The organism is Paenibacillus polymyxa (assembly GCF_015710975.1).
Taxonomy (GTDB): Bacteria; Bacillota; Bacilli; order Paenibacillales; family Paenibacillaceae; genus Paenibacillus; species Paenibacillus polymyxa.
Genome location: NZ_CP049783.1, coordinates 4,803,567 through 4,817,226 on the forward strand (window position 1 = coordinate 4,803,567; position 13,660 = coordinate 4,817,226).

The following is a 13,660-nucleotide window of genomic DNA, read 5'->3' on the forward strand; positions in this document are numbered from 1 at the left end:
CATGGGGCTATTTTTTTATTTTCTGGACTGTCACCTATTGGGCATTTGTACCATAGGATAGGGTATGTGAAGGAGAAGCAAGGAGGGGACGCGGTGGCTGTAATCAAGACCAACTCAGAGGATGTGAGGACCCTCGCCCGGCTGATGCGGGCTGAGGCTGAAGGTGAAGGCGAGTCTGGAATGCTCATGGTTGGCAATGTCGGTGTGAACCGAATTTTAGCCAATTGCCTAGATTTCCAAGGGATACGCCTCATGAATGACATGGTGTTTCAAAGCCCCGGAGGTTTTGAAGCTACTCAGAAGGGGTATTTTTATCAGAGGGCCCGTGATCGGGACATTCGACTTGCCCAGCGTGTAATCAATGGTGAAAAAATACGTCCAGCATCCAATGCATTATGGTTTTTCAGACCGGCTGGAGACTGCCCGGGTACCTGGTATAACCAGACCAATACCGGACGCTTTAAAGCCCATTGCTTTTTTAGCCCGACTGCACAGGACTGTCCTAATGTATATTAGACACCTTTCAGGATGGCTTGAAGAATTAAAAATTAAAACCATTTTAGGAGGAATTTAAATGATTTCACAGCAAGCTTACCGTCCCGTATCTTATGCTTCCGGCAATGGATATCCCGAATGGCCAAGAGGAATGGCTCCAGCCGGAACCATGCAACCTATGACTGGCTTTCCACCTCAAGTAAGTAGTGGCAGCCCTATGACACCAACGGGTACGGTAGTGCAGGTTCAGACTCCTCAATACGAGCAATCATACATCGAGAATATTTTACGCTTGAACTTGGGCAAAACGGGAACTTTTTATATGACCTATGAAAATAACCGAGAATGGAATGCTAAAATATTCAAAGGCATTCTGGAAGCAGCAGGTCGGGACCACATTATTATTAGTGATCCGGCGACAGGCAAACGGACCATTCTGCTGATGTTAAATCTGGATTATGCAACTTTTGATGAGCCATTGTTGTACCAATATCCCGGCGTCATCGGGAACCCGGGCGGATCTCCGGTTCGCTGATGCCTTCATATATATGAGTTTACATCCTCTGCCAGACGGCAGGGGATGTATTTTGTTTATATTCTTTCTCAAATATAGTTGCTTTCTTGGTGGTAAGAGGCGAAAATGAGAGCTTTTCGACCTAAATGATAGAGGGATTGATTTTTCTGACATTGCTTGTAGTTTGACTGTATAGAGTATAGTTATATAATTAAATATAAGCTGATGAATGATTTAAACATTTATGCGGAATATGGCTTATGGAAGCCGGAAGGGGTGAATGTGTTGGGAAGTTGACGCTGCTTATGATGTGTTATCGTTCTGTCTATGATGAAAATATCCGAAGGAGGTGCGCCTGTCTGCCGTAATGACGGCTGATGGGGAGCATATTGAGTGACCCTTTACCGAGTATGTTTAACTTAATTATTGTTTTTGCATTAGTATTATTGAATGGATTTTTTGTATCTGCGGAATTTGCCATGGTGAAGGTCAGGGGCAGCCGTATCGAAACCTTGGTGGAGGCGGGCAATAAAAAGGCCGTATACGCCGCCAATATGATACACAATTTGGACGCTTATTTGTCTGCCTGCCAATTGGGTATTACCTTAGCATCGTTGGGACTGGGATGGATCGGAGAGCCGGCCATCGCACATTTGATTGAGCCTATATTTACTGCCGTTGGCTTGGGAGCGGTATACGTACACGGTACTGCCGTGGTGATTGCATTTATTGTCATTACGATTCTGCATATTGTGTTGGGTGAATTGGCACCCAAAACGATAGCTATTCGTAAATCTGAGACTATTACACTGTATTCGGCCATGCTGATGACTTGGTTTTACAAGTTGATGTATCCATTCATATGGGCGTTGAATGGAATGGCGAACAGCCTGTTGCGTTTATTCCGTCTGGAGCCGGTATCCGAATATGATGATTCCGCGCATACGGGGGATGAAATACGCATTCTGATGAAAGAAAGCAATAAGAGCGGACTAATTGATAATACGGAATTGGCGCTTGTTGATAATATATTTGATTTTGCCGACACGACCGCCAGGGAAATCATGATTCCGCGCACGGAGATGATCTGTTTATACAGTAATGAGTCCACAGAAGAAAATCTCGCGATTGCAACGGAAAGCATGAGAACCCGTTATCCAATCTGCGCCGAAGATAAGGACCATATTATCGGCTTTATCCATATTAAAGATCTTCTACGTGCGAACACGCTGGATACCCGTACGATGATTCGCCCGATTCTTGCTGTTCCTGAATCAACGCAAATTAGTGATCTGCTCAAACGCATGCAGCGTAGCAAGACGCAAATTGCAATTTTGATTGATGAATACGGTGGCACATCGGGTATGGTAACATTGGAAGATATTATGGAAGAAATCGTCGGTGAAATTCAGGATGAGTTCGACCAAGAACGTCCGAGTTGTGAGCAGATTAATGACGAGGAATTTTCCATTGACGGTATGTTATTAATTGATGAAGTGAACGATCGTTTCGGGCTGGATCTTGATCATGAGGATTATGATACAGTAGGGGGCTGGCTCTACTCACATGTAGAGGTTATCCCTCCACAGCCAGGTCAGTCTGTAGTGTTTGAAGGATGTATGTTCATTGTAGAAGAAGTTGAAAACAAGCGGATTTCACGTATTCGGCTAATCAAACAGCCTATCATCGTGGAGGAAGCAGGAGTTTCATAATGGAATAAATATGGAAAGCGACCTTTAATGATGTGGGGTCGCTTTTTAATTTGTCTTCTTTACATAAAGGATGTGAATTGATATGATATCTGTGTTATTGTCAACCTATTATATAATTATTAAGTTGACAATAAAGTGGATTTCCTTACGGTAAAAATCTCATCTGCTTACATAACCATCTAAATGAGGGAGGATGAAGTATGAATTTATTCAATAAGGCTGTAAATTGGGACTCATTAGCTGAAAAAGCGATACATTTCAGCAATCTGACGCTGGAAGAAGGCACGGCGGTACTGGAAGCGGACGATGTGGAAATATTACCGATTATGCAAGCTGCATTTCAGGTAAGGCATCATTTTTACGGAAAAAAAGTAAAGCTCAATATGATCATGAACGCCAAAAGTGGTCTGTGCCCGGAGGATTGTGGTTATTGCTCACAATCCATCGTTTCTACGGCACCTGTCAGCAAGTATAGTATGCTAGATAAGGAATCATTGTTGGCTGGGGCAAGGGAAGCCCTAGCACGAAAAGCGGGGACATATTGCATTGTAGCTTCCGGCAAAGGTCCGACAGATCGGGAGCTGGATCAGGTGATTGATGCTGTACAAGAAATTAGTCGTACCATGCCGCTCAAAATTTGCGCTTGCTTGGGGATTCTCAAGGGAGATCAAGCACAGCGATTGGCAGATGCTGGGGTACACCGTTACAATCATAATTTAAATACAAGCAAAGCCAACTATCCCTCGATTACGACCACACATACATATGACCAACGCATCGAAACTGTGAAAATGGCTCAATCACACGGAATGTCTCCATGCTCTGGCGTTATTATCGGTATGGGGGAGACGAATGAGGAAATCGTTCACATGGCTTATGCCTTACGAGAGTTGGATGCCGACTCTATTCCGATTAATTTCCTGAATCCAATCCCCGGAACCCCTTTGGGAGAAGCACAGCGGATCTCGCCGATCCAAGCTTTAAAGGTGTTGGCACTGTTTCGGTTCATCTGTCCATCCAAAGAAATACGCGTCGCAGGCGGAAGGGAATTGAATTTACGCTCATTACAACCGCTATCCCTTTATGCAGCAAATTCGATTTTTGTAGGAGATTATTTAACGACAGCAGGCCAAGAAGTTACCGCTGATCATCAAATGATAGAAGATTTTGGCTTTGAAATTGAGATGTGTGCCCTTTCAGCCGTATAATAGAGATTGTACAAACATGGAAGGGAGAGTTGAATGATGAGCGAAAAAGTATTTATTAGTCCAGGTAAATATGTGCAAGGGAAAAATGTGATTGATAAAACAGGTGAATATGTTAAGCCTTTAGGCCATACGGCTTTGGTTATTGCGGACAAGCTGGTTTGGGAGATTGCAGCCGATCGAGTGGTCAAAAGTCTGGAGCAGGCTGATATCACTGCTATAAAGGTTGAGTTTCAAGGAGAAGCATCCAAAAATGAAGTAAACCGTATTGCTGATGAGGGACGAAGCGGCCAGGTCGATATTGTCATTGGTGTAGGTGGCGGTAAAACACTGGATACCGCCAAAGCCGTTAATGAGCTACTCGGTTCCTCGGTGGTGATTGTTCCAACAACCGCCTCTACAGATGCCCCTACCAGTGCTCTATCTGTTTTGTACACGGATGAGGGTGCATTTGATACGTACACCTTTTTCAGTAAAAATCCGAGCTTAATCCTGGTTGACACGAAGGTCATATCTCAGGCACCGCCTTTGTTCCTCTCCTCAGGTATTGCGGATGCCATGGCAACGTGGATTGAAGCCCGTGCAGTCATTGAAGCTCGTGCTACAACTATGGCTGGCGGCTTGCCAACCTTGGCGGCAGAAGCCATTGCGTCCAAGTGCGAGGAGGTTCTTTTCGATTACGGACTGCAAGCTTATGAATCTGTGAAGCGCAAAGTCGTTACACCAGCGCTTGAAGCGGTGGTAGAAGCCAATACATTGCTAAGCGGTTTGGGCTTTGAAAGTGGCGGCTTGGCAGGTGCACATGCCATTCACAATGGTTTTACCGTACTCGAAGGAGACATTCATCACCTGACGCATGGCCAAAAAGTAGCTTTTGGCACCTTAGTACAGCTTGCCTTGGAAAAAAGACCTTTAACTGAGGTGGAGCGGTATATTGATTTTTACCTAAAACTGGATCTACCGGTTACGCTGGAAGACATTAAGCTGCAGGAAGCTTCCCGAGAGGATTTATACCGGGTAGCTCAGGCTGCTACCAAAGAAGGCGAAACCGCTCACAATTTACCATTTGCTGTTACAGCGGATGATGTGCTTGATGCGATTTTAGCGGCTGATCAGTATTCAGTTGCCTACAAGACTAAAATTGGACATAGAAACTAATCGCATACGAAATAAGTAGATTCAAAGGTCGCTGATAAGCGGCCTTTTTCCATTATTTAACTTGCGGCTTATGGTATGATTTTCATGGTACATAATTAGAAAATTACCTAAAATTTGAGAGGGGTTTAGCGATGGCCAAATGGAATGTAGAAGACCAAGGTATTCAATATAGTATTGAGTACAAGCGTGGCTTTACCGGAGGAAAAATTATTGTGAATGGTAGCGAGCAGAAGGTGAAAAGCCAGAACGCATTTTTGAACTTGATTGATTTTCCAATTCGATTGAAGGAGAAAGCTGTGAATGTTGTGGTCATTGGCAACAAAGCAGATTTAGCTGTGGACGGTATTTATCTTGGGTCCAATCAACCTTATGTTCCAGTAAGTAAGGCTCCGGGCTGGAGCTGGGCTTTTGTCGTGGTCAGCTTGGTTATAGGGTGGCTATTTGCAGGTATCTTTGGTCTGTGTTTAGGGATATTAGGCAGCATGTTTTATGTGAAATCATCTTTATCCTTACATCAAACCATTAATCGAAGAGTTGTAAGCTGCTTTATTGTCTTTTTCATCATCAGCATAGTACAAATCGTATTTGGACTTGCAGCGAATTATTGGATTAATACACTGTAAATGTATGTAACATAACTTAAAGATGAAGCAAGAAGGCTCTCTCGCATGAAGCGGTGAGAGCCTTTTTTACCATGTTAAATCGCCCAATTTCCTTTACGGAAGATCGGTTCCTCAGTACCGTCTTCGGTAACGCCGTTGATATCCATTTCACCTGAACCAATCATAAAATCGACGTGAGTCAGACTGGAGTTCAGACCGTTGGCAGCCAACTCCTCTTGAGTCATATCCTTACCGCCTTTAAGATTGAATGCATAAGCATTACCGATAGCCAGATGGTTAGAGGCATTTTCATCAAACAATGTATTGTAGAATAAAATATTTTTATCAGAGATCGGTGACTTATGAGGCACGAGCGCAACCTCGCCCAGGTAGTGTGAACCTTCGTCCATTTCTACGAGATGCTGGAGAGTCTCCAGACCAGTCTCGGCCTGTACATCGACAATACGACCATTTTCAAAGGTCAGTGAGAAGTTGTCGATGATATTGCCACTGTAGCTGAGTGGCTTGGTGCTGCTGACTTTACCGTTTACTCCCGTTTTAAGTGGAGCAGTAAATACCTCTTCAGTAGGCATGTTGGCTACAAAAGTATGTCCCTGTTGGTTGACGCTTTCGGCTGCTACCCATAGATGGTCTTTTGCCAGTTCGATAGTGAGGTCTGTACCTGGCGCCAGATAATGCAGCTTTTTATAGCGTTTGGAATTTAAAATATCAGCTTTGCTGGAGAGGGTTTTCAAATGCTCATTCCACGCCTCCACAGGGTTGTCCAGATCCACACGTACAGTGCTGAAAATGGCTTCCCACAGTTTATCCATTTGCTCGGAAGCTGGCAGATCAGGAAATACTTTGGCTGCCCATTCTGCTGAAGGATAAGCAATCAGAGACCAGCTAAACTTGTCAGCCATTTGGTATTCACGGTATTGACGTAACTCATGGGATCGCACACGCTGAGCAGCGGTAATTCTGCTGGACGGAATCCCTTGAAGCAAATCAGGATTCTCGGCAATGACATGGAGCACTGCAGCGCCATTTTCGACTTCTTCAGTCATTTCGGCTGCGTACCATTTGGGAGCAATATTAAAAGTTTCATCAGGAGCTAGTTCATACTGTAATCGGGTAACCGTCTCATCACTCCATTTTACTTTTACCAGCTTAGCTCCGACAGTATATGCTGATTTAACGATAAGTCGTACGAGTTCGGCGGACAAGATTGGCGCATGAACGATAAGTGTCTGCCCAGGTTGGACATTGGCGCCCACTCGAACGGCTAATTCCGCATATTTCTGCAATTTTTGTTGAAAATCTGACATGTAACTTTCCTCCATTTCACGAAAAAGCCTCAAATAAGAATAGGGTAATTCGCACAGTTTTTTTGCAAATTCCACACATAGCTTATATATTGTACAATGTAACGAAAAGGTTCACAAATCAGTTTTGGTACTTTTTAGTGAAAATGAAAGGGCGGATAAATAAATGACGGAGCAAAATTCTTCTCAGGAATTGAAAGAAGTACATATTCAGCAGGCGCAAATGACTAGAGATGAGAACGGTGCATATTTAGGCCAAGTGGTATTTGGAGTAGACGGACAGAGTTCTATATATGAAATCACCTTCCACAGTAAAAAGGGAAAGGAGTGGGATTATAGTCTCCATTTTGCAGGAGAGCCACGCTTGGAGGAAGAGATGCTACAGATGGATAGCTGGATTGAAGAGAACGATGATCTTTTCGACTATTTGCTGGATGCGGCATGGAGTAAATTACCCGAGTAATGTAAACATGGTCTATTTTCGTGACAAGCGGATTATATTTAGCAGTGTCCGCATAATCTGCTGACATGGGGGAAGCCTAAAGGTCGAGTATAACAGGAAATTCCATGTGAATAGGAGGGTGAAGCTTTGGCAAATCATCTGTTCACCGAAGGAATGACGGCAAATGAAGAGGCTGCTCCCGATCTCCTGAGCTTACGGACGCTGTTTGTAAATGTGTGTTTTATCGGAGAGCCGGGAAGCCGATCCTGGGTGCTGGTGGATACGGGGATGGCAGGATTCACAGACTCGATTATACGCCTAGCTGAGGAACGGTTTACGGGTCCTCCGGTTGCTATTGTGCTTACTCACGGTCATTTTGACCATGTAGGTTCGGTTATTGAGTTGGTTCAGCATTGGGGTACACCTGTTTATGCACACCCTTTGGAATTACCTTATTTAACGGGAATGAAAGATTATCAAAAACCTGACCCTAGTGTTGGGGGAGGCTTGATGTCGGGAATTTCCTTCTTGTATCCCAATGATGCTATAGATCTCGATGATCGCATCACCTCCTTGCCCCAAGATGGCAGTGTCCCCGGCGCCCCTGGTTGGAAGTGGCTGCATACACCAGGACATACGCCTGGTCATGTATCGCTTTTTCATGAGCGGAGACGCTTAATGGTAGCTGGTGACGCTTTTATCACGGTAAAGCAGGAATCGGCCTTGGCTGTGCTTTTACAGGAAAAAGAAATCCACGGACCGCCTGCGTATTTTACAACAGATTGGCAAGCTGCACAGCGGTCAGTGAAGATGTTAGCCGGCTTAAAGCCTGCAATCGCAGTTACAGGGCATGGACATTTCATGCAAGGTGCCGAGCTGACTGATCAGTTGGAACAGCTGGCTGGAAATTTTGAACACATGGCAGTACCCAAACAAGGACGTTATGTGTAATATGTGTGAAGGACGATGCCTTGCGGGGCATCGTTTTTTTGCGTGGACGTGGAATTTTTTTGCTGGACATGGTATAGTCAAGCCAAAAGCTAAACGCTTTCATTAAACATCGTCATTTCATCAAGGAGGATTTTTGATGACACAACAGCATACTGCAATTGGTGATCTTTATTATGGAATACCGGCGATTCGTCTTAAATTTGGACGATATGAAGCGGTTGCCCTGCCAGGAAACGGCGCAAATCTGATTTCTTTTCGTGACAATGAGACGGGATATTCTTTTTTACGTGAGCCAGATGCTGAGAGCATAGAGGCTTTTAAGCAAAGCCCATCCGTTTACGGAATTCCTTTCTTATTCCCTCCGAATCGATATGAGGATGGAAAATTCCTGTGGAATGGTGTTACATATGAGCTGCCAATTAATGAAGAGGCTACCCATAACCATTTGCACGGCTTTTTACACACCGTTCGGTGGGAGGTTGAGGATTACGGTTCCGGGGAGCAAGGTAGTTATGTGGTAATGAATCAGCATGTAAGGGAAGGGCATCCTATGTTCCGTTATCTACCCTTCACCTTTACGATGAAGCTGACGTACAGCCTTGACGAATTTGGCCTGCATCAGCGTTATGTGATCCATAACGAGGGGGATCAGCCGATTCCCAACTTGTTTGCCTTTCACACAGCCATTCGGGTACCGTTTGTACCTGATAGCTCGCCTGAGGATTACAAGATTAAGGTTACGATCGGTGAGCGGCGTGAGCTGACAGATCGGTTGTTGGCCACTGGACAGTTCCAACCTTTATCCCCGGAAGAGGAACTGATGAAGACAACAGGAGTTAGCCCTTATTTTGCCTCTATGGATAATCATTATACGGCGGCTCCGCAAAATGGACGTAACTATATGGAACTCACACACAGTAAGACAGGTGCTACCCTTGTATACGATGTAGGCACTGCTTATAAGCACTGGATGATCTGGAACAACAAAGCGAACCAGGAATTCATCTGTCCTGAACCGCAAATGAACATGATCAATGCACCGAATCGACCAGACTTGCCTGCGGAAGACATCGGGTTAATTGCACTGGCTCCGGGACATATTTTTGAAACAACCAGCCGTCTGTATTGTGTTACTCCGAATAAAACGAAATCTTAATATGTTTTTTATCCAAATAAGCTTGCATCGTGGTGAACGGTGCAGGCTTTTTCGATTGCTAAGGCTCCAGTTACAAGACCACTAAGAAAGATTATGAAAAAGGTTGCAGAAAAGCAATGTGTCATAGTATGATACGAAACAGGAGATGATCAGATGAATCATGGAATGATGCCTTTTCAAGCTGTTAAACGCAAGCAAATTGCAGATGAAGTGGCTGAGCAGTTGCAACGAAAAATTGCTGCTGGTGAATGGAATGTAGGCACTAAGATTCCAACCGAGCCCGAGCTTATGAAGCTATTTGGAGTCGGGCGATCTACAGTTCGGGAGGCGGTTAGCGTACTGGTGCATGCCGGTCTATTAGAGAAAAAGCAAGGACACGGGACCTTTGTCTGCCAACCGACGACTTCTCAAGAACCATTGGATTACCGACTAAGCCGTGCTGAAATTATTGAAGTTTATGAAGTGCGGAGCGTGCTGGAACTGGAGATTGCCAGATTAGCTGCATTACGTCGTAATGACGAAGATTTACGCTTGATGCGAGAGGCACTGGACCGTCGAGCTGCGACATTGGCCGCTGGAGATATGAATGGGTACTTGGATGCGGATATCACTTTTCACTTGGCTGTTGCAGCAGCTACAGGCAATAAGGTGCTTACGGACGTATACCGCAGCTTTGTAGAGGCTATTCGCAAGGCGCTGAGAAATCTGATTACCGATCCGGTGATGCCAAATCATTTTACACTTCAGCATGAAAAAATTTATGAAGCGATCTTGGATCAGGATGGTAAGGCTGCAGAGCTATATAGTATTCAGCATTTGGACGGCACCAAGCTGGAGCTGCAAAAGCATATGGGAAGTTCCTAATTTTTTTAATCCTAAACATCAGATGATCGGATGAATAAAATGATGTATAAACCTTCTACTTTGAGCATCTCCTAAAATCAAACCAAAGGTGGTATCTGTATGCGCAAAATATGGGTGTTGGACACAACGTTAAGAGATGGAGAACAATCACCAGGAGTTAGCTTAACCAGCACAGAAAAGGTGGAAATCGCTCTTCAGCTTCAAAAATTAGGCGTAGATCGGATTGAGACCGGCTTTCCGGCAACCTCACCTGGTGAGATCATCAGCATGCAGGAGATTGCCAAACAGGTCACCCAAGCAACACTGGTTGGTTTTGCACGCTCGAAAGAGCAGGATATAGATGCGGTCAGAGAAGCTCTACGGGGAGCGGAGGACGCTTGTCTTCACTTGTTCCTGGCTACCTCACCTATTCATCGCCAGCATAAGCTACGAATGGATAAAGCGAAGGTATTAGAGACCGCTGCTGCTGCCATTCGTTATGGACGTAAGTATTTCAGCAAGGTAGAATTTTCGGCAGAGGATGCCAGTCGTACCGAGTTGGACTTTATTTGTGAAGTTGTAGATATGGCAATTCGCGCTGGAGCGACCGTCGTCAATTTACCGGATACCGTGGGTTATGCCTCGCCAGATCAGTTTGGAGAAATGTTTAGATTCGTAAAACAACAAGTACCAGGTATTGAAAAAATACAGCTTAGCACACACTGTCATGATGATCTTGGGATGGCAACAGCTAATACGCTGGCAGCTATCCGTAACGGTGTAGATCAATTTGAAGGTACCATTAATGGCATTGGCGAGCGAGCCGGAAATACACCTATCGAGGAGGTCGCACTGGCCCTTGACACGAGAACCGATCTCTATGGTGCACAAACGAGTCTGGTTTTGGAGGAACTGTATGCTACCAGTCGACTGGTAAGCAAACGTACTGGAATGTCGGTACCGGGGAACAAGGCCATTGTTGGGGCCAACGCATTTGCACATGAGTCCGGTATACACCAGGACGGAATGCTAAAGGAGCGTACAACATATGAGATCGTGTCTCCTGAGCGCATTGGTTTGAAGACCAGTAAACTTGTATTAGGCAAGCATTCGGGAAGTCATGCGTTTAAGGAAAAACTGGCGGACATGGGGTTTGATGTTTTGACAGAGGAACAACTTCAGGCTGCATTTCGCAAATTCAAAGCCTTGGCAGATAAGAAAAAACAGGTGTTGGATGAGGATTTACTTGTCCTGATGGATGAAAGCCGCAATGCCTCACCTCAAATTTACACACTAAATTCTATTCAGGTGTCCTATGGTAATCAGTCGGTTCCAGTCGCCTCTATACGGTTGAATAAGCAAGATGGCACATCAATTGATGAAGTTGCGATGGGTAATGGTTCTGTAGATGCGATTTTTCATGCGATTGACAAGGCTAGTGGTGAAGTGGTGGAGTTGGAGGATTACTCCATCCAGTCTGTAACGTATGGCAAAGATGCGTTGGGGGAAGTTCACGCTATTTTGAGGCAAGGTGAGTACACAGCACTGGGAAGAGGTACTAGTACAGATATTTTGGAAGCTAGCGCTAAAGCTTATATCGACGCACTAAATAAGCTACTGGGCAGAAAAGTAGTGCATGCCAAAAGCAACATCACGATTAACTGAGGCTGGTAATCAAGCTCATAGCTGAATTTTTTCTTCTATCTCCTCTAACCTTATCGTAAAAAAGCGCTTGCAAAATATATGATAACATTTGAAATTTAATGTATAATAGGCAAAGAAGATCACCATATTTTGTCTGAATTACATAGGCCAAGAGGAGGAAATGAGTTGAACTACCGCATTGAAAAGGATACGTTGGGCGAAATCAAAGTACCGGCAGATCGTTTGTGGGGAGCGCAAACACAGCGCAGTAAGGAAAATTTCCCGATTGGCTCGGAGAAAATGCCATTAGAGGTCATTCAGGCGTTCGCGGTACTCAAAAAAAGTGCGGCGATCAGCAATTATAAGTTGGGTAAGCTATCTCAGGAAAAACAGGATGCCATTATTTATGCAGCGGATGAAATTCTAGCTGGACGAGTGGATGACCATTTTCCATTGGTTGTATGGCAGACAGGGAGCGGTACGCAGTCCAATATGAATGTCAATGAAGTGATTGCTCATCTGGGCAGTGAATGGTTACAAAAACAGGGAAAAGATGCGAAGCTGCATCCGAATGACGATGTGAATATGTCGCAAAGCTCAAATGATACGTTTCCTACAGCGCTTCATGTAGCGGGTGTCATTGCGGTCGAGGACCGTTTGTTGCCTGCCATTGATAAGCTGAAAGAGACTTTTCAACAGAAGTCAGAACAGTTCAAGGATATTATCAAAATTGGTCGAACCCATTTGCAGGATGCTACACCACTTACACTGGGTCAGGAAATTAGCGGCTGGTATGCCATGCTGGATAAAAGCAAGCGGATGATCGTCGACATGGTTCAATATATGAAGGAGCTGGCGATTGGCGGAACAGCAGTGGGCACAGGAATTAATGCTCATCCAGAGTTTGGTTCCCGAACCTCTGCGGAAATTTCCGGCTTCACTGGCAAAACGTTCACTTCTGCACCTAATAAATTTCATGCGCTGACCAGTCACGATGAAGTGGTGGCTGTACATGGAGCAATCAAAGCGCTAGCTGCGGATTTGATGAAAATCGCCAATGATGTTCGCTGGCTGGCTAGTGGTCCGCGAAGCGGCTTGGGGGAAATCACGATTCCTGCTAACGAGCCGGGTAGCTCCATTATGCCAGGTAAGGTAAATCCTACCCAGAGTGAAGCACTGACGATGGTCGTTACGCAAGTCATGGGTAATGATGCAGCTATCGGCTTTGCAGCAAGTCAAGGTAATTTTGAACTGAATGTGTTTAAGCCAGTAATCATATACAACTTTTTGCAATCAGTTCATCTACTGGCCGATTCCATCATTGCTTTTAATGACAACTGTGCCGTTGGCATCGAGCCCGATCTCGCCAAGATTGAGCACAATTTGAATAATTCACTAATGTTGGTGACAGCATTGAATCCACATATTGGATATGAAAATGCTGCTAAAATCGCTAAACTTGCACATGCAGAAGGGCTGTCTCTAAAGGAAGCGGCACTCCGCAGTGGACTGCTGACGGAAGAGCAGTTCGACCAATATGTTGTACCAGCACATATGATTCAGCCCAAAGCCTAAGCACGACGAACGGGTACAGCTTGAGAAATTTAAAAAAA

General features: G+C 44.8%; 13 protein-coding genes. 12 read left to right on the forward strand and 1 reads right to left on the reverse strand.

Going from position 1 to position 13,660, the window contains the following annotated elements:
• Positions 1 to 93: 93 nt before the first annotated feature.
• The 6 genes from G7035_RS22170 (at position 94) to G7035_RS22195 (ending at position 5,707) form a co-directional block, all read left to right on the forward strand.
• Positions 94 to 516, forward strand: a complete 423-nt coding sequence (locus G7035_RS22170; protein WP_016820774.1) for a cell wall hydrolase — start codon at positions 94 to 96, stop codon at positions 514 to 516.
• 58 nt (positions 517 to 574) lie between these two features.
• Positions 575 to 1,030 (forward strand): spore coat protein GerQ, encoded by a 456-nt coding sequence (gene gerQ, locus G7035_RS22175; RefSeq protein WP_017427029.1) that lies wholly within the window; start codon positions 575 to 577, stop codon positions 1,028 to 1,030.
• Between the two features lie 356 nt (positions 1,031 to 1,386).
• A complete protein-coding gene (locus G7035_RS22180) occupies positions 1,387 to 2,721 on the forward strand; it encodes a hemolysin family protein (RefSeq protein ID WP_016820776.1) in 1,335 nt (444 codons plus the stop codon).
• A gap of 200 nt (positions 2,722 to 2,921) precedes the next feature.
• Positions 2,922 to 3,929: a biotin synthase BioB gene (gene bioB, locus G7035_RS22185; RefSeq protein ID WP_019687370.1), complete on the forward strand. Its 1,008-nt coding sequence runs from the start codon at positions 2,922 to 2,924 to the stop codon at positions 3,927 to 3,929.
• 36 nt (positions 3,930 to 3,965) lie between these two features.
• Positions 3,966 to 5,084 carry a glycerol dehydrogenase gene (locus G7035_RS22190; RefSeq protein WP_019687369.1) on the forward strand — a complete coding sequence of 373 codons (1,119 nt, stop codon included), beginning with the start codon at positions 3,966 to 3,968 and terminating at the stop codon, positions 5,082 to 5,084.
• Positions 5,085 to 5,215: 131 nt separating this feature from the next.
• Positions 5,216 to 5,707 (forward strand): hypothetical protein, encoded by a 492-nt coding sequence (locus tag G7035_RS22195; protein ID WP_016820779.1) that lies wholly within the window; start codon positions 5,216 to 5,218, stop codon positions 5,705 to 5,707.
• A gap of 74 nt (positions 5,708 to 5,781) precedes the next feature.
• Here G7035_RS22195 and G7035_RS22200 read toward each other — a convergent pair whose 3' ends face one another.
• The gene (locus G7035_RS22200) at positions 5,782 to 7,014 is read right to left on the reverse strand and encodes an aminopeptidase (protein ID WP_016820780.1); all 1,233 of its coding nucleotides are present in this window, start codon (positions 7,012 to 7,014) and stop codon (positions 5,782 to 5,784) included.
• Between the two features lie 163 nt (positions 7,015 to 7,177).
• On the opposite strand from G7035_RS22200, the gene G7035_RS22205 reads away from it, so the two are divergent.
• The 6 genes from G7035_RS22205 to fumC all read left to right on the forward strand — a co-directional run bounded on the left by G7035_RS22205 (position 7,178) and on the right by fumC (position 13,622).
• Complete coding sequence (locus tag G7035_RS22205; protein WP_013371376.1) at positions 7,178 to 7,474, forward strand: hypothetical protein; 297 nt, start codon at positions 7,178 to 7,180, stop codon at positions 7,472 to 7,474.
• A 126-nt stretch (positions 7,475 to 7,600) separates the two neighbouring features.
• On the forward strand, positions 7,601 to 8,404 hold the full coding sequence (locus G7035_RS22210) for an MBL fold metallo-hydrolase (RefSeq protein ID WP_019687368.1): 804 nt from the start codon (positions 7,601 to 7,603) through the stop codon (positions 8,402 to 8,404).
• Between the two features lie 136 nt (positions 8,405 to 8,540).
• A complete protein-coding gene (locus tag G7035_RS22215) occupies positions 8,541 to 9,560 on the forward strand; it encodes an aldose 1-epimerase (RefSeq protein WP_016820782.1) in 1,020 nt (339 codons plus the stop codon).
• A gap of 153 nt (positions 9,561 to 9,713) precedes the next feature.
• Positions 9,714 to 10,424 (forward strand): FadR/GntR family transcriptional regulator, encoded by a 711-nt coding sequence (locus G7035_RS22220; protein WP_019687367.1) that lies wholly within the window; start codon positions 9,714 to 9,716, stop codon positions 10,422 to 10,424.
• Positions 10,425 to 10,523: 99 nt separating this feature from the next.
• The gene (locus G7035_RS22225; RefSeq protein WP_019687366.1) at positions 10,524 to 12,068 is read left to right on the forward strand and encodes a 2-isopropylmalate synthase; all 1,545 of its coding nucleotides are present in this window, start codon (positions 10,524 to 10,526) and stop codon (positions 12,066 to 12,068) included.
• A 165-nt stretch (positions 12,069 to 12,233) separates the two neighbouring features.
• Positions 12,234 to 13,622, forward strand: a complete 1,389-nt coding sequence (gene fumC, locus G7035_RS22230; RefSeq protein ID WP_019687365.1) for a class II fumarate hydratase — start codon at positions 12,234 to 12,236, stop codon at positions 13,620 to 13,622.
• Positions 13,623 to 13,660 lie beyond the last annotated feature (38 nt).

Bases quoted from the DNA above. Each gene is read 5' to 3' on its own strand.
- gerQ (WP_017427029.1), top strand. From the start codon at position 575: ATGATTTCACAGCAAGCTTACCGTCCCGTATCTTATGCTTCCGGCAAT.
- G7035_RS22180 (WP_016820776.1), top strand. From the start codon at position 1,387: ATGGGGAGCATATTGAGTGACCCTTTACCGAGTATGTTTAACTTAATT.
- bioB (WP_019687370.1), top strand. From the start codon at position 2,922: ATGAATTTATTCAATAAGGCTGTAAATTGGGACTCATTAGCTGAAAAA.
- G7035_RS22190 (WP_019687369.1), top strand. From the start codon at position 3,966: ATGAGCGAAAAAGTATTTATTAGTCCAGGTAAATATGTGCAAGGGAAA.
- G7035_RS22195 (WP_016820779.1), top strand. From the start codon at position 5,216: ATGGCCAAATGGAATGTAGAAGACCAAGGTATTCAATATAGTATTGAG.
- G7035_RS22200 (WP_016820780.1), bottom strand. From the start codon at position 7,014: ATGTCAGATTTTCAACAAAAATTGCAGAAATATGCGGAATTAGCCGTT.
- G7035_RS22205 (WP_013371376.1), top strand. From the start codon at position 7,178: ATGACGGAGCAAAATTCTTCTCAGGAATTGAAAGAAGTACATATTCAG.
- G7035_RS22215 (WP_016820782.1), top strand. From the start codon at position 8,541: ATGACACAACAGCATACTGCAATTGGTGATCTTTATTATGGAATACCG.
- G7035_RS22220 (WP_019687367.1), top strand. From the start codon at position 9,714: ATGAATCATGGAATGATGCCTTTTCAAGCTGTTAAACGCAAGCAAATT.
- G7035_RS22225 (WP_019687366.1), top strand. From the start codon at position 10,524: ATGCGCAAAATATGGGTGTTGGACACAACGTTAAGAGATGGAGAACAA.